The sequence below is a fragment of the Halovibrio salipaludis genome, from assembly GCF_002286965.1.
GTDB lineage: Bacteria > Pseudomonadota > Gammaproteobacteria > Pseudomonadales > Oleiphilaceae > Halospina > Halospina salipaludis.
The window spans coordinates 550,523-573,436 of the sequence record NZ_NSKD01000002.1 but is presented as its reverse complement, the minus strand read 5'-3'; the positions used below and the strand labels follow the sequence as shown (position 1 = coordinate 573,436).

General features: G+C 63.6%; 23 protein-coding genes. 14 read left to right on the top strand and 9 right to left on the bottom strand.

All coding sequences use genetic code 11. From position 1 onward, the window contains the following. Positions 1-51 precede the first annotated feature (51 nt). A complete protein-coding gene (locus CK501_RS07410) occupies positions 52-1,122 on the bottom strand; it encodes a DUF2156 domain-containing protein (protein WP_158223074.1) in 1,071 nt (356 codons plus the stop codon). A 293-nt stretch (positions 1,123-1,415) separates the two neighbouring features. Between CK501_RS07410 and CK501_RS07405 the strand changes: the two genes are divergently transcribed. Continuing rightward, positions 1,416-2,948 carry a methyl-accepting chemotaxis protein gene (locus CK501_RS07405; RefSeq protein WP_095617083.1) on the top strand — a complete coding sequence of 511 codons (1,533 nt, stop codon included), beginning with the start codon at positions 1,416-1,418 and terminating at the stop codon, positions 2,946-2,948. Here the strand turns inward: CK501_RS07405 and CK501_RS07400 are convergent. Further along, positions 2,942-3,253 carry a hypothetical protein gene (locus tag CK501_RS07400; protein WP_095617082.1) on the bottom strand — a complete coding sequence of 104 codons (312 nt, stop codon included), beginning with the start codon at positions 3,251-3,253 and terminating at the stop codon, positions 2,942-2,944. The genes CK501_RS07405 and CK501_RS07400 overlap by 7 nt on opposite strands. A 72-nt stretch (positions 3,254-3,325) precedes the next feature. Next, complete coding sequence (locus tag CK501_RS07395) at positions 3,326-4,102, bottom strand: ferredoxin--NADP reductase (protein WP_095617081.1); 777 nt, start codon at positions 4,100-4,102, stop codon at positions 3,326-3,328. A 126-nt stretch (positions 4,103-4,228) separates the two neighbouring features. Between CK501_RS07395 and CK501_RS07390 the strand changes: the two genes are divergently transcribed. Genes CK501_RS07390 through CK501_RS07375 form a run of 4 tightly spaced genes read left to right on the top strand, consistent with a single transcriptional unit; the run spans position 4,229 to position 8,211 of the window. Next, complete coding sequence (locus CK501_RS07390) at positions 4,229-5,146, top strand: LysR family transcriptional regulator (protein WP_095617080.1); 918 nt, start codon at positions 4,229-4,231, stop codon at positions 5,144-5,146. Beyond that, positions 5,136-5,834 (top strand): hypothetical protein, encoded by a 699-nt coding sequence (locus tag CK501_RS07385; RefSeq protein WP_095617079.1) that lies wholly within the window; start codon positions 5,136-5,138, stop codon positions 5,832-5,834. The genes CK501_RS07390 and CK501_RS07385 overlap by 11 nt, the downstream gene beginning before the upstream one ends. A gap of 6 nt (positions 5,835-5,840) precedes the next feature. Continuing rightward, entirely contained in the window at positions 5,841-7,094 is a 1,254-nt protein-coding gene (locus CK501_RS07380) for a D-amino acid dehydrogenase (protein ID WP_095617078.1), read from the top strand. Further along, positions 7,084-8,211 carry a tRNA-queuosine alpha-mannosyltransferase domain-containing protein gene (locus CK501_RS07375; protein ID WP_095617077.1) on the top strand — a complete coding sequence of 376 codons (1,128 nt, stop codon included), beginning with the start codon at positions 7,084-7,086 and terminating at the stop codon, positions 8,209-8,211. The genes CK501_RS07380 and CK501_RS07375 overlap by 11 nt, the downstream gene beginning before the upstream one ends. On the opposite strand, the gene CK501_RS07370 is transcribed toward CK501_RS07375, so the two are convergent. Then, positions 8,138-8,926, bottom strand: coding sequence for a pseudouridine synthase (locus CK501_RS07370; protein WP_198949425.1), 789 nt, complete (start codon positions 8,924-8,926; stop codon positions 8,138-8,140). The genes CK501_RS07375 and CK501_RS07370 overlap by 74 nt on opposite strands. Before the next feature lie 190 nt (positions 8,927-9,116). Between CK501_RS07370 and CK501_RS07365 the strand changes: the two genes are divergently transcribed. The 4 genes from CK501_RS07365 (at position 9,117) to msrA (ending at position 13,625) form a co-directional block, all read left to right on the top strand. Further along, positions 9,117-10,106, top strand: a complete 990-nt coding sequence (locus CK501_RS07365; protein WP_143421403.1) for a TonB family protein — start codon at positions 9,117-9,119, stop codon at positions 10,104-10,106. Then, complete coding sequence (locus CK501_RS07360; protein WP_095617075.1) at positions 10,096-11,136, top strand: methyltransferase; 1,041 nt, start codon at positions 10,096-10,098, stop codon at positions 11,134-11,136. Before CK501_RS07365 ends, CK501_RS07360 begins: the two co-directional genes overlap by 11 nt. Before the next feature lie 123 nt (positions 11,137-11,259). Continuing rightward, entirely contained in the window at positions 11,260-12,855 is a 1,596-nt protein-coding gene (locus CK501_RS07355; protein ID WP_095617074.1) for an isocitrate lyase, read from the top strand. 131 nt (positions 12,856-12,986) lie between these two features. Next, on the top strand, positions 12,987-13,625 hold the full coding sequence (gene msrA, locus CK501_RS07350; protein ID WP_095617073.1) for a peptide-methionine (S)-S-oxide reductase MsrA: 639 nt from the start codon (positions 12,987-12,989) through the stop codon (positions 13,623-13,625). Between the two features lie 57 nt (positions 13,626-13,682). Here the strand turns inward: msrA and CK501_RS07345 are convergent, their stop codons facing one another. The 3 genes from CK501_RS07345 to gcvH form a co-directional block, all read right to left on the bottom strand. Beyond that, positions 13,683-14,093, bottom strand: a complete 411-nt coding sequence (locus tag CK501_RS07345) for a hypothetical protein (protein ID WP_143421402.1) — start codon at positions 14,091-14,093, stop codon at positions 13,683-13,685. Positions 14,094-14,213: 120 nt separating this feature from the next. Then, positions 14,214-17,090 (bottom strand): aminomethyl-transferring glycine dehydrogenase, encoded by a 2,877-nt coding sequence (gene gcvP / locus CK501_RS07340; RefSeq protein ID WP_095617071.1) that lies wholly within the window; start codon positions 17,088-17,090, stop codon positions 14,214-14,216. A gap of 15 nt (positions 17,091-17,105) precedes the next feature. Then, positions 17,106-17,498: a glycine cleavage system protein GcvH gene (gene gcvH / locus CK501_RS07335; protein ID WP_095617070.1), complete on the bottom strand. Its 393-nt coding sequence runs from the start codon at positions 17,496-17,498 to the stop codon at positions 17,106-17,108. A gap of 130 nt (positions 17,499-17,628) precedes the next feature. On the opposite strand from gcvH, the gene CK501_RS07330 reads away from it, so the two are divergent. Next, entirely contained in the window at positions 17,629-18,243 is a 615-nt protein-coding gene (locus CK501_RS07330) for a helix-turn-helix domain-containing protein (protein WP_233128867.1), read from the top strand. 106 nt (positions 18,244-18,349) lie between these two features. Continuing rightward, entirely contained in the window at positions 18,350-19,474 is a 1,125-nt protein-coding gene (gcvT, locus tag CK501_RS07325; protein ID WP_095617068.1) for a glycine cleavage system aminomethyltransferase GcvT, read from the top strand. A 17-nt stretch (positions 19,475-19,491) separates the two neighbouring features. Here the strand turns inward: gcvT and CK501_RS07320 are convergent, their stop codons facing one another. Together CK501_RS07320 and CK501_RS07315 are read right to left on the bottom strand one after the other, a co-directional pair. After that, complete coding sequence (locus tag CK501_RS07320) at positions 19,492-20,115, bottom strand: riboflavin synthase subunit alpha (RefSeq protein ID WP_095617067.1); 624 nt, start codon at positions 20,113-20,115, stop codon at positions 19,492-19,494. A 12-nt stretch (positions 20,116-20,127) separates the two neighbouring features. Continuing rightward, positions 20,128-20,550 (bottom strand): CBS domain-containing protein, encoded by a 423-nt coding sequence (locus CK501_RS07315; protein WP_095617066.1) that lies wholly within the window; start codon positions 20,548-20,550, stop codon positions 20,128-20,130. A gap of 155 nt (positions 20,551-20,705) precedes the next feature. Here CK501_RS07315 and CK501_RS07310 point away from each other — a divergent pair, with 155 nt between their 5' ends. The 3 genes from CK501_RS07310 to CK501_RS07300 all read left to right on the top strand — a co-directional run bounded on the left by CK501_RS07310 (position 20,706) and on the right by CK501_RS07300 (position 22,875). Beyond that, positions 20,706-21,647 carry a hypothetical protein gene (locus CK501_RS07310; protein WP_095617065.1) on the top strand — a complete coding sequence of 314 codons (942 nt, stop codon included), beginning with the start codon at positions 20,706-20,708 and terminating at the stop codon, positions 21,645-21,647. Between the two features lie 63 nt (positions 21,648-21,710). Further along, positions 21,711-22,385, top strand: a complete 675-nt coding sequence (locus CK501_RS07305; protein WP_095617064.1) for a TetR/AcrR family transcriptional regulator — start codon at positions 21,711-21,713, stop codon at positions 22,383-22,385. Beyond that, positions 22,351-22,875: a L,D-transpeptidase gene (locus tag CK501_RS07300; protein ID WP_269844183.1), complete on the top strand. Its 525-nt coding sequence runs from the start codon at positions 22,351-22,353 to the stop codon at positions 22,873-22,875. The genes CK501_RS07305 and CK501_RS07300 overlap by 35 nt, the downstream gene beginning before the upstream one ends. Positions 22,876-22,914 lie beyond the last annotated feature (39 nt).

The following is a 22,914-nucleotide window of genomic DNA, read 5'->3' as shown; positions in this document are numbered from 1 at the left end:
TATATATACAGTATAGGAGCTGTGGCGATGCCCGGCAATGCGTGGGCTGTATCAGCCCGGGACAGGAATCGATGGATCCCCTGAGGGCTGGACGTAATCCGGGCTTCCCAGGATCCCGGTGCCGCGCAGCAGGCTCCAGGCCACCTTGAGGGTGCTGGTCTCTCGGGTGGCCAGATACCACCGGGATTCCTCACCGCGATACCGGGTCTTGTGGTAGGCCAGCGACCGGAAGGCATAGAGGCGGTTGCCATGTTGGTACAGATACTGGGCCACACGCCGTATCAGCGGATTGTCGCCGGGGACGGCCTCGATGTTGTGCAGGGGGGATATCCCAAGGGACAGGTACTCGATACCTTCCCGGTGAAAGCACTCCATGGCCTCCAGGATGATGAAATCGAGCAGACCGCTGGGGCTCTGCTCCATGTCCTGGCGCAGGATGTTGGCGGTGTATCCAACGACGTTACCGTTCTCGAAGAAGGGATCAAAGAAGACGTAACCAAGCAGCCGGTCGTCCCTGTCGTAGGCGTAGAAGCGGCGCACCCCCCATTCGTCACTGAACACCGGCGGTCGCGTGAGCAGCCGGAGCTCGTGGTTGCGCACCCGCTTGTGCTGGCGCCAGTGCCGGGAGATGCGTTCCATCTGCCGGGTGTCCACCTCGCGGGCCTGCTGTTCCCGCACGCGCAGCTGACAGCGCCTGCCCAGATTGCCGGCGTGGCGGAGCTGCTTCTTGTCGCGCCCCACGGTGTCGAATGCCGGGATGCGTACCCGGAACTCCGTGCCCATGGCATTGATGGTGAAGCCCAGTGCCTCTAGATCGCCGGTCACTCTGTCATCGATGCCGCTGAACAGAAACTGGCCCGGCACCTGCTCCAGGCACTGCTTCAGAAGCAGTGGCTGTATGGAAGGCGCGCAGACGGGGTTGGCAAAGACGATGTTGACGCGCCCGAACAGGGTGCTGACGGGCGCATAGGCGACAAAGCCGAGTCGCGGGTCCCCGAAACGGCGCACGTCGGACTGGAGATTGAAGTAGGCGCTGGACTGGCGCCCGTAATGCTGGATCAGCGGGCGACACTGCGCGGCGCTCAGCCCTTCACGCCAGTCGCCCAGGAATTGCTGTTTCATGAGAATTGTCATCGCCACTGATCCCCGGTTGCGGTATAAAGAACAGTCTGTCCAGACTCATCATGAGCGGCTTTCGTGAGGGTTAAGAAGGGGCTGATGATCAAATTGTGATCCAGGCCTTAAGCTGGAGTCGGGATCCATGACCGGTCTCACAAAATGTCTCTAAACAGCTGAAATTGAAGGACATTTGATTGTTCTACACTGTTCAGTAAAGGCTTATTTTTTGACTTTTCCGGTCCTTCATTGAGGATCCCCGAACCGGTTCCATTCAGGCGGTATCAGTGGAGCAGTCTATGCGGGAGTGGGTCGCCAACCTGGTTTTCCGGATGATGGCCCTTGTCGGCCTGAGAACCTTTAATGCCCAGTTTCTTGTTTCCTTCATCCTGATTTTTGTGCTGCTGGCGGGGCTGGCGGTGGCTCTCTGGCGCAATCTCGTTCCGGAGCCCGGGGCCATTGCCGCCGCGGAGACCGCCCAGCAGCAGCTCACGGTGGCCAATCAACGGGTTTCCGGTGGTGGTGGCGCGGGTGAGCCGCTGTCAGAGCTGGAGCGCACCCTGGGGCCACTGATTGACAACCGGGCGGCGTTCAGCGCGCTTGAGGGCCCCTGGCAGGATTACCAGCGCCTGGTCGGGCAGGCCGGTAGCGGGTCCGCTCCGGAAGCGGCGGCCGTCATGCAGGCCTCGGACAGAATGCGGAATGCCCTCATCGAGGGCGTGGCCAAGGTCAGGCAGGCCGATCAGAGCGCCCGACGGCAGGCCGCCATGGCGGGCATGATTCTGCTGGTGATGATGGTTGGCATGCTGGCGATCGGCCGCATCTACGGCAATTTCCATTTCATGGAGCAGGTGGAACGGCTGCGGCAGAAACTGCGTCAGGTGGCTGACGGCGACTTCTCGGAGACTCTCAGTATCGAGATCCGCGAGAATGAAGTGGGTGAGATGCTGGAGGCCTACAACCTGATGGTGGCCCATGTAGGCGATCTGCTGGGCCAGATCGATGCGGCGACGGCCTCGGCGGAGAGCAGCGTGCAGCAGGTGCTGGATGTCACGGCCAAGACCCACGAGGGAGCGGACCGCCAGAGCCGCGATGTCAGCGAGGCGGCGACCGCGGTCAATCAGATGGCTTCATCCATCCAGGATGTTTCCGGTAATGCCCAGAACGCGGCCAGCCATGCCCATGAAGCGGCGGATTCCGCGAACGAGGGGGACAGCGTGGCACGCGAGGCGCGCCAGCGCATCGATCACCTGGATACCCGGTTTGCGGAGACGGCACGCACCATGGAGAGCCTGGAGCAGGACGCCCAGGACGTGAGCAAGGTGCTCGGCATGATCCGGGAGATCGCCGACCAGACCAACCTGCTGGCGTTGAACGCCGCCATCGAAGCTGCCCGTGCCGGTGAGTCGGGGCGCGGTTTCGCGGTGGTGGCGGATGAGGTCCGCAACCTGGCGCAGCGGACCCAGGATTCCACCAATCAGGTCCAGGAAACCATCGAGCGGCTCCAGCAGCAGGTCCAGACCCTGGTCAGCGAGAGTGAGGCGAGCGCCAGTGCCAGCCGGGAGAGCGTTGCCTCGGTCAACCGGACGTCCGAGGCCATCCACCGTGTGATGGAGGCCATTGGGCAGATCCAGGGCATGAACGACCAGATCGCGGCGGCTGTGGAGCAGCAGAGCCAGGTGTCGGACGACATCAGCCGGCGGATGGAAACCGTTTCAGAGGTGGCTGAACAGACGGATACGGATGCCGGCCACACGGTTGAGGCGGCCCACGCCATACAGGCGCAGATGGATCAGCTGCGTACCACCATGGGGCGTTTCCGAACTCAGTGACCCAGTACCCGCTTGCGCAGGCGACGCCAGCGGGTGATCAGCCAGTCCATGACAGTGGGCCGGTCATCGATCATCTCCGCTTCCTCGTGATGGGGGCGGGTGGGATCGCTTTCATCCTCGCCGGTTTCCACCTCCACGCCATAGCGTTCGCTGGCGTGTTCCCACTCTTCCCAGTCGTGCGGCGTACCGGCGTTCGGCTGATGGAGACGCACCGCCCGTTCCCAGGAATTCTCGCGGAGTGAATGCTCCCGCTCCTGGTCCGAGGGCTCGATGCCGTATTTTCTGAGGAACTCGTCGGGGTTCATGGGCGCCTCCGGCTGCCGTTCACCGTGAGTACCAGTGTAACGACAACCGGCGGCGCTGCCATCATTATCGGATCACTGTTCCACGAAGGCGCGTTCAATCACGAAATGGCCCTGGTGGCCCTGTTTGGCTTCCTGGAAGCCGCGCTCGGTGAGGATGCGCACCATGTCCTTGAGCAGGCCCGGGCTGCCGCAGATCATGAAGCGATCCTCTTCCAGGCTAAGGTCGGGCATGCCCAGGTTCTTCGTCAGCTCGCCGTTTTCGATCAGGTCCGTAACGCGGCCCTGATTGTCGAAGTTCTCACGCGTGACCGTGGGGTAGTAGGTCAGCTGGTCCCGGATCATGTCGCCCAGGTACTCGTGCTGCGGCAGTTCGCTGGTGATGGCCTCGCGGTAGGCCAGTTCATCCACGTAACGCACGCCGTGGACCAGGATCACGTTCTGGAACTGCTCGTAGATTTCAGGGTCCTTGATGATGCTCAGGAAGGGCGCCAGGCCGGTGCCGGTGCCAATAAGGTAGAGGTTACGCCCCGGCAGGAGGTTGCCGCCGATGAGCGTCCCCGTGGGCTTCTGGCCGACCAGTACCTCGTCGCCCACCTCCAGGTGCTGCAGGCGCGAGGTCAGGGGGCCGTCCTGGACCTTGATGCTGAAGAACTCGAGGGTGTCCTCATGGTTGGCACTGGCCATGCTGTAGGCCCGCATCAGCGGCTTGCCGTCCTCCAGCTGCAGGCCGATCATGGTGAACTGGCCGTTCTTGAACCGGAATGCCGGATCACGGGTTGTACGGAAGCTGAAGAGTTCGTCCGTCCAGTGGTGAACGTCCAGTACGGTCTCCACATTGTATTTGGCCATTAATGCTACCTCGCTGATGGCTCACCGGGTGAGTGGGCGCAGGCAGTTGCCTGGACGATACCCAGTGTTTAACGTATGTATTGGTTGAATGGATTATCAGGCTATGTTTTATCGGAACACTCGATTATGAAGTACACGCTGCGCCAGCTTGAGGTCTTTCTGGCCACGGCCCGTAATGAAAACATAACCCGCGCGGCCGATGAGCTGGCCATGTCCCAGTCCGCTGCAAGCGGTGCGCTGCGCGATCTCGAGAACCAGTTCAGCGTTCAGCTTTTCGACCGCATGGGCAAGCGCCTGCAGCTCAATGAGCTGGGTCGGCTGGTACGCCCGAGGGTCGCTTCGCTGCTTGATGAAGCCCACGAGCTGGAACATGCGCTGGCGCGTCATGCCGAGGTGGGGCACGTCAAGGTAGGTGCCACACTGACCATCGGCAACTATATGGCGGTGCCGATTATGGCACGATTCATGAGTGAAAACGAGGGCGCCAACGTGTCCCTGGAGGTGGCCAACACCCGCACCATCGGGCGTAAGGTGGCGGATTTTGAACTGGATGTGGGTCTGATCGAGGGGGAGATCCATTCCCCGGAGCTGGAAGTGATCCCCTGGCGGGGCGACCGGCTGATGGTGTTCTGTGCCCCGGGACATCCGCTGGCAGAGCGGGAGGCGCTGACCGACGAGGACCTGCTGGCCGCCACCTGGATTCTGCGCGAGGGCGGTTCCGGAACGCGCCAGACCTTTGACCGCGCCATGCACGGTCTGCTGCCGGATCTCAACGTGCTTCTGGAACTGCAGCACACCGAGGCCATCAAGCGCGCCGTGGGTACCGGTATGGGCGTGGGCTGTCTGTCCGAGGTGGCCCTGAGGGACGCCTTCGACCGCGGTGACCTGATCCCGCTGCCCGTGCCTCACAGGGATCTGGCCCGCTCGTTCTATTTCATACTGCATCGCCAGAAATACCGCAGCGCTGGCGTGGATCAGTGGCTGAAGCTGTGCCGTGAAACCACCGGACTCAATGGAACCATGGAGGCGGCCGATGGGGAATGAGCTGCAGAACCGGGAGATCCGGCTCGCGTGGCTGGGATTCATTACCGCATTACTGCCGATACTGACCTTCCACACCACCTATCTGCTGTCCGCGTGGAATGGCTATGTGCCCTGGTGCGTTCCGTACTGGGATGCCTGTACCTCCATCAGCGCCACAGGGCGCAACGGCCTGGCCTATTTCATTTTCAAGGGCGCGATGATTCCGGCGATTACGCTCCAGGTCCTGTTCTGGGCGATCAATCACCGCTGGCTGCAGGCGCTGGGGTACCCGCGAGGTAAGGCTGTGGGCTGGCTCGGGGCGCTGGCGGCGGCTTTTCTGTTGCCCTATGTGCTGAGTCTGGGCCATGCCGGAGATGCTTTCGCGCTGGCACGGCGCATCGGCACGGCCGGCTACGTGGGGGTGACGGGCATCGTCCAGATCCTGCTGGGCAGTGTACTGTGGCGTTCGCGCTATCCGTTGCTGCAGCGTGGCGGCGCCCGGTTGCTGGCGCTGAGTGGCGTTACCCTGGGTATCGCCATCCTGACGCTGATCCTTCAGTCCATTCCGGCGGTTGATTACGACAGCATCAAGTATGCCTTTGACTGGATCCTGATTGTGCTCCTCAACATCCACGGCGTTGGCGTGGCCGTGCTCTGGTGGCGGGCAGGCCTGGCGGTTACACTGCCGCGCACCCTCAATCTGGAGTAGCGGCGGATGCATGTGGCGGTCCTGGGTGCCGGTGTGATCGGCACCACCACAGCCTGGTACCTGCGTGAGGCCGGGTATGATGTGACTGTGGTTGAACGCCGGGCTGGCCCGGGCGAGGAGACGAGCTTTGCCAATGGTGGCCAGATCTCGGTCTCGCACGCCGAGCCATGGGCCAGCCCGGGTGCTCCTGTCCAACTCCTGCGCTGGCTGTTCCGCCCTGATGCGCCCCTGCGCTTCCGGCCGCGCCTGGACCCTCACCAGTGGGCCTGGGGGCTGCGTTTTCTCAGTGAATGCCGCAGTCACCGCTATGTACGGAATCTCGAAACCGTTGTGCAGCTTGGCCTCTACAGCCGGCAATGCCTTTCCGAACTGCGTGAACGCACGGGGATCGAGTACCACCAGCGCCGGGAAGGTATTCTCCACTTCTATACGGATCCGGGCGTCTACGCCGCTGCCCATGACCCCGCCGCCCGTATGCGGGCCCTCGGTTGCGAACGCGAGGTGATCGATGTGGCGAAGGCTGTAGCCAGGGAGCCCGCGCTTGGCACGCTGCAGCCAGAGCTGAAGGGCGCCACCTGGACGCCCGGGGATGAATCCGGTGACGCCCATGTTTTCACCGCCCGACTGGCCGGGATGGCCGAGGCGGCAGGCGTGCGATTCCTGTTCAACAGCCGGGTGATGGGACTTGAAACCGAGGCTGGGGCGGTGCGGCGGGTCCGTCTCAACCAGGCCGGGGCCTTTACCCATCTGGAGGCGGATGCCGTGGTGGTCGCATTGGGCAGCTTCTCGGCGCCCCTGCTGCGGCCCCTGGGCATCAACCTGCCGGTGTATCCGGCGCGTGGCTATTCCGTGACGGTACCGGTGCGGGATCCGGAGCAGGCCTACACCGTCAGCCTGATCGATGATGAATACAAGCTTGTCTATTCCCGTCTGGGAGATGAGCTGCGCGTGGCGGGTATGGCGGAGATTGACGGCTGGCGCCAGGATATTGACCCGGCCCGTTGCCGCCAGATCCTGGACCGGCTGGCGCACTGCTTCCCCAAGGCGGGGCACTGGGACCAGGCCCGGTTCTGGGCGGGGTTGCGGCCCGCGACGCCTTCGAGTGTGCCTTTCGTGGGTACGACCCCCTGGCCGGGTCTCTACCTGAATACCGGCCACGGCACCCTGGGCTGGACCAACGCCTGCGGTTCGGCGGCGCTCCTGAGCGATCGGATTGCCGGAGAAATGGGCCCGTTGGATCTGGATTACCATGGGCGCTGAAACACCCCGGCTACTGTGCCTCTCCGCCTACGAGGCGGCCAGCCATCGACTCTGGCGGGAGCGGCTGGGGCAGGGGTTGCCGGATTATGACTGGCAGGCCCTCACGCTGCCGGCGCGTCATTTCCGGTGGCGCATCCGGGGCAATCCCCTGAGCTGGTACGACGCCCCGGAACTGCAGCGGGCGCCGGATCTGGTGCTCGCGACCAGCATGGTGGACCTGGCCGTGGTCCGCGGCCTTAACCGGGGGCTCGCAGCCGCGCCCACCGTGGTTTATTTCCACGAGAACCAGTTCGCCTACCCGGAGCAACATGAGCGGGTGGCCAGTAACGAGCCCAAGGTGGTGAATCTGTACACGGCCCTGGCGGCCGACCAGGTGCTGTTCAACAGCGAATGGAACCGGAGGAGTTTCCTGAAAGGGGCCCGGGAGCTGCTCAGGCGCATGCCGGACCGCAAGCCGGAAACCGCCGTGGCCACCATCGAGGCGCGTTCGCGGGTGGTGCCGGTGCCGATCCCCGATGAGCGGTTCACGGCGCTGCAGCGGGACTGGCCCGCGGTCCCCCATCTCCTGTGGAATCACCGTTGGGAATACGACAAAGGCCCGGAGCGTCTGCTCGCTCTGCTGCGGGCCCTGCGCCAGCGTGGGCAGCCCTTCCGGCTGAGCCTGGTGGGCGAGGGATTCCGTCAGGCGCCGGAGGCGTTCGCGCGCATCCGGGAGGAATTCGCCGGGGAACTGGTCAACCTGGGCTACATGGAAAGCCGGGAGGCCTACGACCGGCTTCTGGAGGAGGCGGACATGGTCCTGTCCACTGCGCTGCATGACTTCCAGGGGCTGGCGGTGCAGGAGGCCATGGCGGCGGGCTGCGTGCCCATTGTCCCGGACCGTCTTGCCTATCCGGAGTATGTGCCGGCGGACTTCCGTTACCTTTCCCAGGAGGCCCCCGAACGGGAAGGGCAGGCGGCGGCGGAGCGGCTTATGGCTGTCCTGGCGGAACCGCGGCCCGGGCCGGAGACCCTGATGCCGGAACGCTACCGCCGGAACCGCGTCATCCCGGAATACCGGCAGCTGTTCGAGTCACTGCTTGGAGGGACAGGCCCACGGCCTCAGCCACGCCCGTGAAATCCCCATCCGGCGTGGTCTGGATCTGAAGCGGTTCGCCTGTTACCGGATGCTCGAAGGACAGGCTCACCGCGCACAGCATAAGGCGGTTGAGCCCGTACTGCTCCCGGAAAAAGCGGTTATGGATGCCCTTGCCGTAGTTCACGTCCCCGATCAGGGGATGGTTGCGGCTCTTGAGGTGACGCCGGAGCTGGTGGCGGCGCCCGGTGACCGGACGCAGGCGCACCAGACTGTAGCGGGTATGGGTATAGCGCCCGTCCACGGAGATCGGGATCGAGGTGCAGGCCAGGCGATGGTACAGGGTCATGGCCGACTGTGGGGCCTTGCGGCGTTTGCGCTTGCGGCTGTCCGGGTCGCGCGGGGCCAGGGGCTGGTCGATGATGCCGCCCAGCGGTGGCCAGCCGCGCACCACCGCCAGGTAGTCCTTGCGGACCCGGTGAGCCTGGAACGCATTGGCCAGCTCACGGGCTGTGTCCGGGTCCAGCGCGAACACCAGAATCCCCGAGGTGGGCTTGTCCAGCCGGTGGACCGGGTAGAGATGCTGGCCGATCTGGTCGCGCAGCAGGGGCAGGGCGATGCGCTGTTCGTGGCGATCCACCTTTGTGGGATGCACCAGCATGCCGGAGGGTTTGTGCATCGCCACCAAATGTTCATCCCGGTAGAGGATGCTGAGTGGTTCGCGCTCCTGAGGCTCTCCGGTTATCATCGTTGCCATGGATCAGGGCTCCCGCACAATCACTGAAATCAATCGGCCCGTGCCGGGTGAAGCCAGCCACCGTGCTGTAAACCCGGGGCGGCCTATGAAGGGCGGAGAGGATACCACAGGCGGGTGTGCCGGCCGGAATCCGGGTCACTGCTCCGGCTGGGGATCCGCCGTCATGCCCGCCTGCTGACCGGGAGCTCCCATGGGAAACAGGACGTCCATGCCCCGCCGGCTCTGGTGGCTTGTTCTCGGGCTCAGCCTGGCGCTGCACCTGCTGGTTGTCAGCCTTCTCCCTCCCATTCTGCCCCGTATGCCGGAGGTGGAGCCCCTTCAGCGGGACGTACGCGTTTCCTTTCCGCAGCCTGAGCCCGAACCCCCACCGGAGGAATCCGAGCCGCCTGAGCCGGAACCTGAGCCTGAGCCCGAGCCCGAGCCCGAGCCGGAACCGGATGAACAGCACATGCCCCGGGATACGGATGAGGTGACGGACCTGGATGGCACCCGCATGGATGCGCCCGAGGCCGAGGAGGAACCAGCCGCCGCACCGGAAGATCCCGGTGCCACAGGCGACGCGCCCAGCCCGGAGACCTCTGAGCCCCCCAGCCGCCCGGAATCCCCGGAGGACACTCGGGAGGGGGCGGATGAACAGCCGTCGCCGGACAGTGGCGCCCCCAGTCCGGATGCAGCGACTGAGGGCGAGGCCCGGAGCGAACCGGATCCGGCCAGTGCCAGCATGTCCCTGGGCCAGGAAGAGGTGGAACCGGAGACGGCGCCGGAGACCGGGAAGGGGCCGGAAATCGGCGCTGATACGGGCATGGAAGCGCTGGATGAGGGGGAAATGGATGCCATCCGTGGCGAGTCCATGGTCAGCGAGATCGAGGAGCGCCGTATCCGCATGGCGAATGAGTATCTCGCCCGGATGAAGCGCCAGATCATGGCCCGCTGGGAACAGCCCGACGGGGCGGAGGCGCGTCACCGCGGCGAGATCCGTTTTTCCGTGGACGCACAGGGCTATCTTCAGAGCTCCCGCGTCCATCTGCCCAGCGGCCACAGCCGTCTGGATGAAAGCGCACTGCGTGCGGTGCGCTCCGTGGGGCGGTATCGTGTGCCGGACTCCCCGGCCATTGTGCGCCGCTATTACCAGAATCTCCGATTCACCTATTCGGGAGAACCCCTGAACAATGATGACTGAAGCCAGCCCGGCGCTCAGCATTCTGGAACGCTCACTGGACCGGCTGGGGGAGCGCGTCTGCCTTGTCGGCCATGATGGCGCCATGCCCCACTGGACGGGATGCCGGCTGCACGCGCTGACCACCCATTACGGTGTTTACGGGCACGGTGGCGGGGCTGACGGAGGCATGCTCTTCGGCTATGACGATCCGGAGACACCGGATGCGTTTGACACCATCGTGATCCTGATGCCCAAGGCGCGCTCGGAGTTGACGATGCGCATGGCCTGGGCGGCTGCCCGGCTGGCCGCGGGCGGAGAACTGTGGCTGGTAGGGGCGAAACGTGAAGGCATTGCACGGGGCAGCCGTCAGTTCCGGGAGCGCTTCCCCGGTGCCTTCCGGGTCGACAGTGCCCGGCACTGTCAGCTCTGGTGCGCGACGCTGGAGACTCCGGCGGCGCCTTTCCGTGTCGGGGACTGGCTGGAGCCGGTCACGGTGGCGGCTCCGGGCGCCGGGTTGGAGCTCTACAGCCTTCCCGGCCTGTTCAGTGAGGGACGGCTGGATGAGGGTACCCGCCAGCTGCTGGCAACGGTAACGGAGAAACCGGCTGAGCCGGTGCTGGATCTGGCCTGCGGCAACGGCGTGATCGCCGCCTGGCTGCGCCACCAGTGGCCGGAGCTCACTGTCACACTGGCCGACGTGCACTGGCAGGCTCTGTGCTGTGCCCGAGCGTTTTTCGGGGAAGGGCAGGGTGTGACGGTTGTCGCGTCAGACGGTCTTGCTGGTATCACAGGCCGTTATGCCAGCGTCTTCAGCAATCCGCCTTTCCATCAGGGTCAGAAGAAAAATCTGGATCCAATCCATCAGTGGTTCCGGGTATTGCCGGAGTTCCTGAAGCCGGGGGCTGAGCTCAGGCTGGTGGCCAATGCTTTTCTGCCCTACCAGGAGCCAATGACCCGCTCCATAGGCCCGGTTCGGACCCTGTCGGACGATGGCCGGTACCGGGTCTATTCAGTCCGCTACAACATTCACGGAAAGAATGTCGGGAATTGATTGCATTGATTTTAATTATGATATGAATCCGGATAGAATACGCCAGCGCTCGAGGCACGACTCCTCGTCACAGGGGAGCCGCCGACCAATCGTGTTGTTCCACTCCCGAAGCATAGGTGAATCATGTCGAACTACATGAAGGACATTGAAGAAGCAGCTGCACTGCGCAAGTCGCAGGGCGGCAAATGGGACCACATTACGCCTGAGTATGTGGCCCGCATGCGCGCCCAGAACCGGTTCCAGACCGGCCTGGACATCGCGCGCTACACCGCGAAGATCATGCGCGAGGACATGGCCGAGTACGATAAGGACCACAGCAAGTACACCCAGTCCCTGGGTTGCTGGCACGGGTTCATCGGCCAGCAGAAGATGATGGCCGTCAAGCGCCACCACGGCACCACCAAGCGCAGCTACCTGTATCTCTCAGGCTGGATGGTCGCCGCCATGCGTTCCGAATTCGGCCCGCTGCCGGACCAGTCCATGCACGAGAAGACCGCGGTACCGAGCCTGATCGAAGAGCTCTACACCTTCCTCAAGCAGGCGGATGCGCGTGAACTCAACCATCTGTTCCACGATCTGGACGCAGCCCGTGAAGCCGGTGATGACAAGAAGGTCCAGGAGCTGATCGACAAGATCGACAACTTCGAGACCCACGTTGTGCCGATCATCGCCGACATTGACGCTGGTTTCGGTAACGAGGAAGCGACCTACCTGCTGTCCAAGAAGATGATCGAGGCGGGCGCCTGCGCCATCCAGATCGAGAACCAGGTGTCCGACGCCAAGCAGTGCGGTCACCAGGCCGGCAAGGTCACCTGCCCCCACGAGGACTTCATCGCCAAGATCAACGCGGTTCGCTACGCGTTCCTCGAGCTGGGTGTTGAGGACGGTGTCATCGTTGCGCGTACCGACTCCCTGGGCGCTGGCCTGACCCACAAGATTCCGGTCTCCCAGGAGCCGGGCGATCTGGCGGCCACCTATACCAGCTTCCTGAAGACCGAGCCGGTCAAGTCCGCCGAGGACGTTCAGGAAGGTGACATGGTCATCAAGAAGAAGGGCGAGCTGCACAAGCCGATGCGCCTGCCGAACGGCCTGTACGAGTTCCAGGAAGGCACCGGTGAAGATCGTGTTGTGCTGGACTGCATCACCAGCCTGAAGAACGGCGCGGACCTGCTGTGGATCGAGACCGAAAAGCCGCACGTCGGCCAGATCGCGGGCATGGTCAACCGCATCAAGGAAGAGATCCCGGACGCCAAGCTGGTCTACAACAACAGCCCGTCCTTCAACTGGACCCTGAACTTCCGCCAGCAGGTGTTCGATGCGTGGAAGGAAGAAGGCAAGGATGTGTCCCAGTACGACCGCGCCGATCTGATGAACAGCAAGTACGACGATTCCGAGCTTGCTGCGGAAGCCGACCGCTGGACCCAGAACTTCCAGAAGGATGGTTCCAAGCACGCGGGCATCTTCCACCACCTGATCACGCTGCCGACCTATCACACAGCGGCCCTGTCCACGGACAACCTGGCCAAGGGCTACTTCGGTGAGGAAGGCATGCTGGCCTATGTGCGGGACGTCCAGCGCCAGGAGATCCGTAAGGGTCTGGCGTGCGTCAAGCACCAGGATATGGCCGGCTCCAACATCGGTGACGACCACAAGGAATACTTCGCGGGCGAAGCAGCCCTGAAGGCCGGTGGTAAAGACAACACCATGAACCAGTTCTAAGACCGGTTCCGGTGTTGCGGCCCCGCGGGGTCGCGCCGATACAGAACCCCCTGCCGGATTCCGGCAGGGGGTTTTTTGTGCGTGTCTGTCCGTTATGCTTGAAGCATTACTGGATTATGGGAGGTCCGGACATGTGGCACCTGTTCAGCAGGGAAAAAATGCGGATGGTGACGCCGGAGGAGGCGTTGGCCGGGCGTTCTTCCGGAATGCCCGTCAGCAATCGGCATGCGGTGCTGGGAGCCCCTCTGCTCCCGCCTTTCCCGGATCACTGCCGGGAACTGATTGTGGGCATGGGCTGTTTCTGGGGCGCCGAGCAGTGTTTCTGGCAGCTGGAGGGAGTCCATACCACAGCGGTGGGCTATGCCGGCGGTTATACGCCCAACCCCACCTATGAAGAGGTGTGCACGGCACGCACAGGCCATACGGAAGCGGTCCGGGTCATTTATGAGCCGGAGGTGGTGTCGCTGGAAAGGCTCCTTCAGGTCTTCTGGGAGTCCCATGACCCTACCCAGGGCATGCGCCAGGGCAACGATGTGGGAACCCAGTACCGTTCCGCGCTCTATCTTCCGGATGAGCAGAGCCTTGGGATCGCGCAGGCCTCCATGGAGGCCTATCAGAAGGCGCTGGATGCCGCCGGACAGGGGCATATCACCACCGAACTGGCGCAGGCCGTGACCTTCTATTACGCGGAGGACTGGCACCAGCAGTATCTGCACAAGAACCCCGGGGGTTACTGCGGGCTGGCGGGCACGGGCGTGCGTTACGCATAAAAAACCCCGTGCGCAGGGCACGGGGAGGAGGGGTAACCTGTGTGAGTCAGGCAGGGGTTACTGCTGCGTGTCAGCGCTGTCGGAAGCCGCGGAGTGGAAGCGCTCGCGCATGCTGCGCAGCTGCTGCTTCAGGGCCGTCAGCCGCTCGCTCGCCTGCTGGCGGTAGTTGGCCATCAGCGGCTTGAGATCATTGGTGTAGGAGGCTTCCACCCGGTTCATGAGGTAGGCGGACGTCATGTGCGCGTTCCACGACAGGCGCTTGCGTGTGTCGTAGGTGGCGGCGTCCAGGCTGAACATGAACTCCCGGAATGACGGGTTCTTCTCGCGGATATCCCGCACCATCTCCTGGAAGGACTCATTTTCCGCATCCCGCGCACCGAGATCCCTGAGCACACGCTGCAGTTCCTGGTTGGCCTTCTGCCATTGCTGGCTGGTCTGTTCCTGAATCCTGCGTGTGAGATCGCTCATGGTTTTACTCTGCCTGTCTGCGGACTTCTCAGCCATGGGTCACCTCCATTGCTGCCCTTGAGTTCTGAAACCAGATTAGGGTGAAAAATTAGAATAATCACCCTAATCCGAGTAAAGACTCTAGTCCCGGTAAGCCTCCGGGCTCGGGCAGCTGCAGATCAGGTTCCGGTCCCCGTAGACGTTATCCACGCGGTTAACCGTCGGCCAGAACTTGCCGTCACGCACCGCCTGGGACGGGAATACCGCCAGATCACGGCTGTAGGGGCGGTCCCACTCATCCACCAGATCGCTCTGGGTGTGAGGGGCCTTGACCAGTGGGTTGTTGTCCGCCGGCCATTCGCCATTGGCCACCCGGTCAATCTCCCTGCGGATGCCTTTCATCGCCTCGATGAACCGGTCCAGTTCCTCGATGGACTCGGATTCCGTTGGCTCGATCATGAGCGTACCCGGAACGGGGAAGGACATGGTCGGCGCGTGGAAGCCGTAATCCATCAGGCGCTTGGCCACATCTTCCTCGGTGATGCCGGACCATTCCTTGAGCGGGCGCAGGTCCAGGATGCACTCGTGGGCCACGCGGTCATGACGCCCCTTGTAGAGCACGTCGTAGTCGTTCTTGAGGCTGTTGGCGATGTAGTTGGCGCCCAGAATGGCGACTTCCGTGCTGTGGCGCAGGCCATCGCGGCCAAGCAGGCGGTTGTACATCCAGGTGATCGGCAGGATGCCCGCCGAGCCAAAGGGTGTGGACGCCACCGCGCCTTCAGCGACGCCGCTTTCATTATGGCCGGGCAGGTAGGGCGCGAGGTGTTCGCGGACACCAATGGGGCCCATGCCCGGGCCACCACCGCCGTGCGGGATGGCGAAGGTCTTGTGCAGGTTCAGGTGGGATACGTCGGAGCCCACCAGCGTCGGCTGCACCAGGCCCACCTGGGCGTTGAGGTTGGCGCCGTCCATGTACACCTGACCGCCATGCTCGTGCACGATGCGGCAGATCTCCGGCGCGCCTTCCTCGTACACCCCGTGGGTGGAGGGATAGGTGATCATGCAGGCGGAGAGGTGGTCCCCGGCCTTTTCCGCCTTCGCGCGCAGGTCCTCCAGGTCCACGTTGCCTTCATCGTCGCAGTCCACGATGACCACCTTCATGCCCATCATGGCGGCGGAGGCCGGGTTGGTACCGTGCGCCGAGGCGGGAATCAGGCAGACATTACGGTGCGTTTCACCCTTTGCTTCCTGGTAGCGGCGGATGGCCAGAAGGCCGGCGTATTCGCCCTGGGCCCCGGAGTTGGGCTGCAGGGAGAAGGCGTCGTAGCCGGTGATCTCCCGCAGCTGCTCATCCAGCTCTTTGAGGAGCTGCTGGTAGCCCTGGGTCTGTTCCCGGGGGGCGAACGGATGGATCTCCGCGAATTCGGGCCAGCTGATCGGTTCCATCTGCGCGGCCGCGTTGAGCTTCATGGTACAGGAGCCCAGCGGGATCATGCCGTGCACCAGGGAGAAATCGCGGTTCTCAAGGCGCCGGATGTAGCGCAGAAGTTCGGTTTCGCTGTGGTACCGGTTGAATACCGGGTGGGTCAGAACCGCATCGCGCCGGCGCATGGCATCGGTGATGCCGGTTTCGGCACCGTTGGCAATGCGTTCATCCAGTTCCGCAACGGACTGGTGACTGTCCGAACCGAGCACGATCCGCAGCAGGCATTCAACGTCTTCTTCGGTGGCTGTTTCGTCTAGGCTGATGCCGGTACGCCCATCGCCCAGAATGCGCAGGTTGCAGCCCTCGGCGTGGGCCCGGTCGTGAACGCCCTCATCAGCCCGGAAGCTCAGGGTGTCGAAATAGCGCTCCTGGGGTTCCACACCGCCGGCACGCAGTCCTTCCGCCAGGATGGCGGTCAGGCGGTGTACGCGCTCGGCCTGGTTCCGCAGGCCTTCCGGCCCGTGGTAGACGGCGTAGAAGGCCGCCAGGTTGGCCAGCAGTGCCTGGGCGGTGCAGATGTTGGAGGTGGCCTTCTCGCGGCGGATGTGCTGTTCACGGGTCTGCATGGCCATGCGGAAGGCCGGCTGGTCACGGTTGTCCTTGGAGACACCGATGATGCGGCCCGGCACCTGGCGCTTGAGGCTGTCACGGGTGGCAAAGAAGGCCGCGTGCGGGCCGCCGTAGCCCATGGGCACGCCAAAGCGCTGGGCGGAGCCCAGGACCATGTCGGCACCCAGTTCGCCGGGGGAGCGCAGCATCATCAGCGCCAGCAGATCCGAGGCCACGGCGGTCATGGCGCCCTGGTCGCTGGCGGTGCTGATCAGCTTCTCAAGGTCCGGGATGCTGCCATCGGTGGCCGGATACTGGAAGGCGGCCCCGAAGGCTTCGTGTTCGCCGACCGATTCGGCCGGGGCGACCACCAGCTCAATGCCCATGTAGTCGGCCCGCGTACGCAGCACATCCAGGGTCTGCGGATGCAGTTCCTCTGCCGCAAAGAACACATTACTCTTGCTCTTGCGGTTGGCCCGCCGGCACAGCGCCATGGCTTCCGCCGCGGCGGTGGCTTCGTCGAGCAGCGAGGCATTGGCCAGATCCAGGCCGGTGAGGTCCATCACCATCTGCTGGAAGTTGACCAGGGACTCCATGCGACCCTGGGAGATTTCCGGCTGGTAGGGCGTGTAGGCCGTGTACCAGGCCGGATTCTCCAGCACGTTGCGCTTGATGACCGAGGGAATGCGAGTCGGGTAATAACCCTGGCCGATGTAGGAACGGAACACCTGGTTGCGCTGGGCCATGCCGCGCAGTTCGGCCAGCGCCTCGTGTTCCGCGCGGCCGGGGTCCAGGGCCAGCTCACCGGGCATACGGATGGACCCCGGAATGATCTGGTCCACCAGTTCATTCACGGATGACAGCCCCAGAGTGGCCAGCATGGCCGACTGATCATCGGCGTTGGGGCCGATGTGCCGGTCGCTGAAGGGCCGGTCGTTCATCTGGGCCAGTGTCGCATTGGCCAGGGAAGACTTCGCATTCATGAGCTACCTCCTGGGTCAGGCTTCGTCGGCAACGAGCTCCTGATAGCGCTCGGCCGACAGGAGTTCAGAGAGTTCGTCCGGGTTGTCCAGCTTGATGCGAACCATCCAGCCGTCCCCGTAGCAGTGCTCGTTCACGGTCTCGGGGGCGTCCTCGAGTGCCTCATTCACGCTCTGGACGGTGCCACTGATCGGGGAGTAGATGTCGGAGGCGGACTTCACGGACTCCACAACCGCCAGCTCATCGCCCTTGGCAAAGCTCTGGTCGGCTTCGGGAAGTTCGACAAAGACAACGTCGCCGAGCTGGTCCTGGGCGTGGTCGGTGATGCCCATGGTCACGGTGCCGTCGCCGTTGTCACGGATCCATTCGTGGCTGGGGGTGTAGAGAAGTTCCTCGGGCGTCGCTGTCATCGCTCCGTCCTCCTGCTGCAGGGTCATGTGGTGGTGGTGTTGTCTGTGTTAGATTAACAACGGATTTTCCCACAAACAACGTAAATTTCCTATAGGAAACACGCGAATCATGTCCGAGGACAGCGAGAACATGCGGGAGCCGCTCCACGAGACCCTGCAGGTCCAGCGCGGTGAAACCGAAGCCACACTGCAGCCCCTGCGGCTGGGTGAGCGTGTCCGGTCCCTGCGGCTGGGCCAGGGGCTGACCCTGGAAGAGGCCAGCAAACTGACGGGACTTGCGCGCTCCACGCTGTCGAAGATCGAGAACGAGCAGATATCACCCACCTTCTCGGTGGTGCACAAGCTGGTCAACGGGCTGGGTATCGACCTGCCGCAGCTGTTCTCAGAGCCCAGCAACAGCGCCCAGCCTTCGGGGCGGCGCGATATTACGCGCCGCGGGGAGGGCAAGCCCCATCCCACCGCTACCTATGAGCACGAACTGCTGGCCACGGATCTCAGCCACAAGAAGATGGTGCCCTTTACAACGCGTGTGCGCGCGCGTGCGTTCGGGGACTTTCCGGAATGGATCCGGCACGATGGCGAGGAATTCCTGTATGTGCTGAGCGGGGCCATCCTGTTCTATACGGAGTTCTATGAACCCGTGCGCCTGGAAGCCGGAGACAGTGCCTATTACGACTGCACCATGGGGCATATGCTGGTTTCCGTGAGCGAGGAGGATGCGGAAGTTCTCTGGGTGACGGCCTGACAGGAAACTTTGTTTCCAATCGGAAATACGGCATCATAGGGCAACCCAGTCCAGCGGGAGCCGCAGGTACAGGTGGCTCCGAAACAGCAACAGGAGAGACAGGCTCATGGCGAACGATCAGGCAATGCTTACAACCCCGCTGACCGCCCTCCACGAGGAACTCGGTGCGCGCATGGTCCCGTTTGCCGGCTACAGCATGCCGGTGCAATACCCTGCGGGGATCAAGCAGGAACACCTTCATACCCGGGAAGGCGCAGGTCTTTTTGATGTCTCGCACATGGGTCAGGTATGGCTCAGCGGCGAGGGCATCGCGGAAGCGCTGGAGGCCATGGTGCCCTCTGACCTGGTCGGGCTGGGCATGCACCGCCAGCGTTATGGCCTGTTTACCAACGAGGACGGAGGGGTACTGGACGACCTGATGATCAGCCGCCATGAGGATGGCTTCTATCTCGTCGTCAATGCCGCCTGCAAGGCTGAGGACATCGCGCACCTGCGTGCCGGGCTCCCGGCCTCCGTCACGCTGACCGAGATGACCGACAGGGCGCTGATTGCTCTCCAGGGACCCAAGGCAGAGGAAGCTCTGGCGAAACTCCAGCCGGAAGTCCGGAAAATGAAGTTCATGGACAACTGGCCCATGACACTGCTCGACAGCCCGGCGATTATTTCCCGCAGCGGCTACACCGGCGAGGATGGGTACGAGATCTCGGTGCCGGCTGAGGTGGCGGAGACCCTGGCCCGGCGTCTGCTGGAGGATGAGCATGTGGAGCCGGTGGGGCTTGGTGCCCGGGATTCATTGCGTCTTGAGGCCGGGCTCTGCCTTTATGGTCATGACATCACCACCCGGACGACCCCGGTTGAGGCTTCCCTGGGCTGGGCCATCGGCAAGGCCCGCAGGCTCGGCGGGGAGCGTGAGGGCGGCTTCCCGGGGGCGCAGCGGGTTCTGCAGCAGATGCGCGACAGCGCGCCGGAGCAAAAGCGCGTCGGGCTCGTTGCTGAAGGCAAGGCGCCGGTACGCGAGGGCGCCGTGCTCTACGCGGAAGGTGGTGATGAGCCCATTGGGGAAGTGACCAGTGGCAACTTTGCCGCCAGTGTCGGTGCGCCCATTGCCATGGGGTATGTGCGCGCGGACCTGGCGGAGAAAGGCACCACCGTTGAGGCGGATGTGCGCGGCAAGCGCCGCAGCATGACGGTTTCCTCGATGCCCTTCCTGCGCCCTGGCTACCAGCGCTAGAAACGGCCACCGCGGGGTCAGTCGGCCCCGCGGGGTGCCAGGTCCAGACGGTTCAGGGTATCGATGATCGTCTGGGTCTGATGGTCGATCTCAATGTTCACCTGATCCCCTTCATCGAGCGTACCGAAACGCGTGGCCCTGAGCGTTTCGGGGATCAGGTAGACGGCAAAGCCGTCGCTGGTCAGTTCGGCGACGGTGAGGCTGGCTCCATCCACCGCGATGTAGCCCTTGCTGATGAGGTAGGGGCGCCACGCAGGGGGAACGGAAAAGGCGATCCGACGGTTGTTCTCGGGCTCCTCGATCGAGCTGACCCTGGCCATGCAGTGGACGTGACCTGAAAGCAGGTGGCCACCGATTTCATCGCCGATCCGAGCGGCGCGCTCGACGTTGACCGGACTCCCTTCCTGCAGCTCCCCGAGGGTGGTGACCCTCAGGGTTTCCATCATCACATCAAAGGCTGCCAGATGGCGGTCCGGCCAGGCGTCGGTGACGGTCAGGCAGGCACCGTTGATGGACACCGAGGCGCCGATCGCAATGCCGTCAATGAAGTTTTCCGGAAAACGCAGGCTGATACGGTGAAGCCCGGCCAGCCGCTCAACGGTGGCTACCCGGGCGATGCCCTGTACGATTCCTGTAAACACGCTGGCAACCTGTCAGATGTGGCCGTGGCCACTGTTGCGTACACGGCTCAGGGCCCGCAGTACATCGCCCCGGGTGATGACCCCGATAACCCGGCTGTTGTCGACCACGGGGTAGATCTTGGGCTTGGCGCCGATCATTTCCTCCGCCAGATGGGTTACATCCTCGTCCGGCCCCACGGATACGGTCCTGCGGGACATCACGTCGCTTACCAGCTGGTGTTCCTGGGCGTAATAGGAGTCATTGAGCATTTCCTTGATGCAGTCCTGCTCGGTCACAAAGCCGATGAGCCGTTTGTGTTCGTCCAGGACCGGTGCGCCCAGCTCCTCCTGCTTGACCAGCGTGGCCGCCACCTTCTCGATCGGGTCGGAAGGTGAGAACCAGAGGGACAGTGAACGCATGTAGTCGCGTACCAGGATCTTGGGAGTGGTGGTCATTGGAGCCTTGCCTCTGTAAAAGTGTGTTCCACAGCCGTCAGGGTGAATCAGAATACGCTACGCTGCCAATACATGCCAGAGCATGGGCGGCGGGCATTCAAGCCCCTTGAGGATCAGCCGTTAACCAGTGATGGTACAGGTACGCGGAGAGTGGGATGGCGCAGCATCAGCCTGAACGGCCCGAGGAACCGCGGGTTCACCCTGGCGGTCGATTGGAGCCGGTTCCCGAACCGGAAACCCCGGCAGAGGATCCGTCGGTGGTGTCCGGGAGCCCGGGGAATGGCCCGGACGGTGAGCCGTCCGGGGGGCGGGAGGCGTCAGCGGATGCGGACCCCGAGGCCGCCCACCGGGCGGCGCGCGAGGCTGAGCGTAAGCGCCAGCAGCGCCGACGGAAGCTGCTGCACGACTGCGAGCGTCTGCTCCTGCTCGACTTTGATACCCTGGCCATGCCCGGCTGGCCGGATCACCACCAGCTGCACCTGGCGCGGCGCCGGCGCGACAGCTGGCTCCTGCTGCTGAGCGTGCTTGCCGTCGTGGTTCTGGCCGGCATGGGCAACCTGGTGCCGGCGCTGATCGGTGGGGTGGCGTTTGGCGCCCTGGCGCTGGCCGCTCTCTGGGGGCTGCCGGGTGTGCGCCATGTCTTCACGCACCAGGCCTCCCATATGGAGCTTCTGCTGAAGCGGCGGCGTCTGCTGCACCGTGCCCGCAAACACGTTGAGCACCTGGAAGGGCCGATCGGGCTGGCGGCTGCGTGCCGCCCGCTGGCCGAGTATAATCCGGCGTTGCGTCGCAGCCGTTACACCAGCCTCTACAACCTTTCCGAGAGAGGGCAGCTGGTAGACAGCATCCGCAACCGCTCCCAGGCCCAGCTCTATCTCATTTTTGCGCTGGAAGCGGAAAAGGCCTATAACCGTCTGCGGGAGGAATACCTGCGGACCCATGAGCAGATGCTGGATGAAGGGGACGCGGAGCCGCTGGATGCGGCTGCCCGGGCCAGCGACCCAGGCGTGGTGCCAGTGCCCGAGTCGGATCCGGGGCCCGACTCCCAGGAATCCGGTGCGGCCGGAGGTGACAGCGTCACCGCGCACTCGCCTTGACACCTTTCCGTCTCAAACGTATGTTTCAAACAATTGTTTGGTCAAACGTTTGAGCGGGATTCCATGGCGCAGTCGGATACAGTGGACAGGATTCTGGATGCGGCGGAGGAGCTGTTCGCCGAAAGAGGCTTCTCCGAGACCTCTCTTCGCATGATCACCGGTAAGGCCGGCGTGAATCTGGCTGCGGTCAATTACCATTTCGGTTCCAAGAAGTCGCTCATCCAGGCGGTGTTCGCACGTTTCCTGACGCCCTTCTGTATCGCGCTGGAGGCGGCCTTTGACCGCCTTGAGGCGGAAGCGGCTCCGGAGCCGCCTGATCTGGAGTCAGTGCTGCGGGTGCTCACCAGTACCCTGGTGGAGATGCCGCGCCAGCACGACCGCAGCATCGCCATCTATATGCGCCTGCAGGGGCTCGCCTATACCCAGTCCCAGGGGCACCTGCGCCGCTTTCTGGAAGCCGAGTACAGCCACACTTTCGACCGCTTCATGCGGCTTCTCAAGAACGCCACCCCGGAGCTGTCCGCCGTGGAGCGCTACTGGCGCAATCAGTTCATGCTCGGTGCCACGGCTTTCACTCTTTCCAGCAGTGATGCGCTCACCGAGATCCTCTGGAACAAACTGGGGGTTGAAACCCCCAACGAGGAGATCGTGGATCACCTCGTGCCCTTCCTTGCCGCGGGAATGCAGGCGCATACTGTTGCCCATGGCAACAGAGGGAATTCCGACAGCGGTGCCTGACGGCGCTAATCCGATCGAGCGGATCGAGGTGGACATGGCCCGTCAGGTCATGATCCTGCACGGGCGCGCTGGCCCATGGCTGTGTTACCGCATTTCCACGGCCGCTGCCGGTGCCGGTCAGCAGGACGGTTCCGGTGGGACGCCGCTGGGGCGGCACCGGCTCCGTTCCTGTATCGGGGCCGGCCAGCCCCGGGGGGCGGTGTTCCGTGGCCGGCGCCCCACCGGCGAGGTCTGGAGCCCGCAGCTGCACCGTGAACATCCCGGGCGTGACTGGATACTGACGCGGATTCTCTGGCTCTGTGGCGAAGAGCCCGGGTATAACCGTGGAGGCGCTGTTGATACCATGCGGCGGTTCATCTACATCCATGGCACTCCGGATACGGAACCCATGGGGCAGCCGCTGTCCCACGGTTGTATCCGGATGCGCAATGATGACATTCTTCAGCTCTGGGAATGGGTACGCCCGGGTACGCCTGTCTTTGTTCAGTGAGGCGGGCCCGGGCTGTTCTTGCGTCGTTTAGGGAGGCCC

Coding starts and splice junctions, on each gene's coding strand:
- CK501_RS07410 (WP_158223074.1), bottom strand. CDS start 1,122: ATGAAACAGCAATTCCTGGGCGACTGGCGTGAAGGGCTGAGCGCCGCG.
- CK501_RS07405 (WP_095617083.1), top strand. CDS start 1,416: ATGCGGGAGTGGGTCGCCAACCTGGTTTTCCGGATGATGGCCCTTGTC.
- CK501_RS07400 (WP_095617082.1), bottom strand. CDS start 3,253: ATGAACCCCGACGAGTTCCTCAGAAAATACGGCATCGAGCCCTCGGAC.
- CK501_RS07395 (WP_095617081.1), bottom strand. CDS start 4,102: ATGGCCAAATACAATGTGGAGACCGTACTGGACGTTCACCACTGGACG.
- CK501_RS07390 (WP_095617080.1), top strand. CDS start 4,229: ATGAAGTACACGCTGCGCCAGCTTGAGGTCTTTCTGGCCACGGCCCGT.
- CK501_RS07385 (WP_095617079.1), top strand. CDS start 5,136: ATGGGGAATGAGCTGCAGAACCGGGAGATCCGGCTCGCGTGGCTGGGA.
- CK501_RS07380 (WP_095617078.1), top strand. CDS start 5,841: ATGCATGTGGCGGTCCTGGGTGCCGGTGTGATCGGCACCACCACAGCC.
- CK501_RS07375 (WP_095617077.1), top strand. CDS start 7,084: ATGGGCGCTGAAACACCCCGGCTACTGTGCCTCTCCGCCTACGAGGCG.
- CK501_RS07370 (WP_198949425.1), bottom strand. CDS start 8,926: ATGGCAACGATGATAACCGGAGAGCCTCAGGAGCGCGAACCACTCAGC.
- CK501_RS07365 (WP_143421403.1), top strand. CDS start 9,117: ATGGGAAACAGGACGTCCATGCCCCGCCGGCTCTGGTGGCTTGTTCTC.
- CK501_RS07360 (WP_095617075.1), top strand. CDS start 10,096: ATGATGACTGAAGCCAGCCCGGCGCTCAGCATTCTGGAACGCTCACTG.
- CK501_RS07355 (WP_095617074.1), top strand. CDS start 11,260: ATGTCGAACTACATGAAGGACATTGAAGAAGCAGCTGCACTGCGCAAG.
- msrA (WP_095617073.1), top strand. CDS start 12,987: ATGTGGCACCTGTTCAGCAGGGAAAAAATGCGGATGGTGACGCCGGAG.
- CK501_RS07345 (WP_143421402.1), bottom strand. CDS start 14,093: ATGAGCGATCTCACACGCAGGATTCAGGAACAGACCAGCCAGCAATGG.
- gcvP (WP_095617071.1), bottom strand. CDS start 17,090: ATGAATGCGAAGTCTTCCCTGGCCAATGCGACACTGGCCCAGATGAAC.
- gcvH (WP_095617070.1), bottom strand. CDS start 17,498: ATGACAGCGACGCCCGAGGAACTTCTCTACACCCCCAGCCACGAATGG.
- CK501_RS07330 (WP_233128867.1), top strand. CDS start 17,629: ATGCGGGAGCCGCTCCACGAGACCCTGCAGGTCCAGCGCGGTGAAACC.
- gcvT (WP_095617068.1), top strand. CDS start 18,350: ATGGCGAACGATCAGGCAATGCTTACAACCCCGCTGACCGCCCTCCAC.
- CK501_RS07315 (WP_095617066.1), bottom strand. CDS start 20,550: ATGACCACCACTCCCAAGATCCTGGTACGCGACTACATGCGTTCACTG.
- CK501_RS07310 (WP_095617065.1), top strand. CDS start 20,706: ATGGCGCAGCATCAGCCTGAACGGCCCGAGGAACCGCGGGTTCACCCT.
- CK501_RS07305 (WP_095617064.1), top strand. CDS start 21,711: ATGGCGCAGTCGGATACAGTGGACAGGATTCTGGATGCGGCGGAGGAG.
- CK501_RS07300 (WP_269844183.1), top strand. CDS start 22,351: ATGGCAACAGAGGGAATTCCGACAGCGGTGCCTGACGGCGCTAATCCG.